General features: G+C 67.5%; 1 protein-coding gene and 1 pseudogene. Both read left to right on the top strand.

The window, feature by feature from the left end; all coding sequences use genetic code 11:
• Positions 1-165: 165 nt before the first annotated feature.
• Positions 166-1,014 carry an IS5 family transposase gene (locus ACFPZI_RS09745; protein ID WP_381360935.1) on the top strand — a complete coding sequence of 283 codons (849 nt, stop codon included), beginning with the start codon at positions 166-168 and terminating at the stop codon, positions 1,012-1,014.
• A gap of 96 nt (positions 1,015-1,110) precedes the next feature.
• Positions 1,111-1,601 (top strand): annotated as a pseudogene (locus ACFPZI_RS09740) (transposase); the annotation flags it as partial.

Raw genomic sequence — 1,601 nt, 5'->3', positions numbered from 1 at the left:
CCAAGGCTTCCTCACCCAGCCCGGACGGGGCCTCTACCGGAAAGGGACTTAACGACCTCTCAGAGGGCGGTTCGTGAGTCTTTGAGTAGTTCTGGCGTCGCCTGAAAGTGTGGGTGTGGGTGGAAGTCCGCCGGTCCGCAGTCGGCGGTCTGTTGGGGTGGCGGGGTGAGTGAACGCAAGCCGTACCCGAGCGACTTATCCGACGAACAGTGGTCGTTGATCGAGCCGGTGATCACGGCATGGAAGGACCGGCACCGCTCGGTGAGCGGCCACCAGGGCGCTTATGCGATGCGGGAGATCGTGAACGCGATCCTGTACCAGGGCCGGACCGGCTGCCAGTGGGCCTACCTCCCCCACGACCTGCCACCGAAGAGCGCGACGTACTACTACTTCGCCGCCTGGCGCGACGACGGAACCGACCAGACCATCCACGAACTCCTGCGCTGCCAGGTCCGCGAGCGGGCCCGCCGATTAGAGGACCCGACCCTGGTGGTATTGGACACCCAAAGTGTCCATGCGGCTGCCGGGGTCCCCGCCTCCACGACCGGCCGGGATGCCGCGAAGAAGGTGCCGGGCCGCAAGCGGGGACTGGCCGTGGACGTGCTCGGGCTGGTCATCGCCGTCACCGTGCTGGCCGCGAACACGCACGACAACACCGCGGGCATCGCCCTGCTGGACCGGGTTGCCGAGCACACCGGCGGCACCGTCGAGAAGGCCCTGGTCGACCAGGGCTTCAAGAACCAGGTCGTCGCGCACGGCGCCGGCCTGGGCATCGACGTCGAGATCGTCGAGCGCAACCCGCAGGAGACGGGGTTCGTCCCGCAGCCGAAGCGGTGGAGGGTCGAGCAGACCTACGGGATCTTGATACTGCACCGGCGCCTGGTCCGCGACTACGAGTACCATCCCGCTTCCTCCGCCTCCCGCGTCTACTGGGCGATGACCCACGTCATGGCCCGCCGGCTCACCGACGCGAACGCTCCCACCTGGCGTGATGAGCAGGCGGTAAATGCGTGAACATCCAGCCCCTGCTCGAGGCACTCGGGGCTTCACCCCGGATCGTGGACACCTTGGACACTGGACCTTGAGGGTCCAGAGGAAGAGATGTCACTGATGGTGATGAAGGTGTACTCGGCGGAGTTCAAGGCGGATGCTGTCGCGCTGTACCTGTCGGACCCCAAGAACACGTTCGAGGGCGTGAGCAAGGACCTGGGAGTCAGCCGGGAGACGCTGCGGAACTGGGTGCGGGTCGAGCGCACCCGGCAGGGCCGCGCGGCGGCCGCGAGTCGCTCGCCGCGGGCGGTACAGGCCGTCGATGTACCCTCCGACGATGTGCTGAAAGAGGAGAACAAGCAGCTCAGGGCTCGGATCAGGGAGCTGGAGACCGAGCGGGAGATCCTGCGGAGGGCCGCGAAGTATTTCGCCGGCGAGACCAACTGGTGAGCCGTTTCCAGTTCGTTGATGATCATCGCGGCGCGTTCGGCGTCAAGCGGCTGTGCCGGGTCCTGGAGGTCTCCCGGTCCGGGTTCTACCGGTGGCTGAAGGGCGCCCCGGCCCGCATCGAGCGGGCGCGGTCCGACGCCCGCCTGGCCCGGCGGATCCGG

Origin of the sequence: Streptomyces chlorus, assembly GCF_042655885.1 — a bacterium.
Classification (GTDB): Bacteria; Actinomycetota; Actinomycetes; order Streptomycetales; family Streptomycetaceae; genus Streptomyces; species Streptomyces chlorus.
This window is presented reverse-complemented; position numbering and strand designations above follow the sequence as displayed.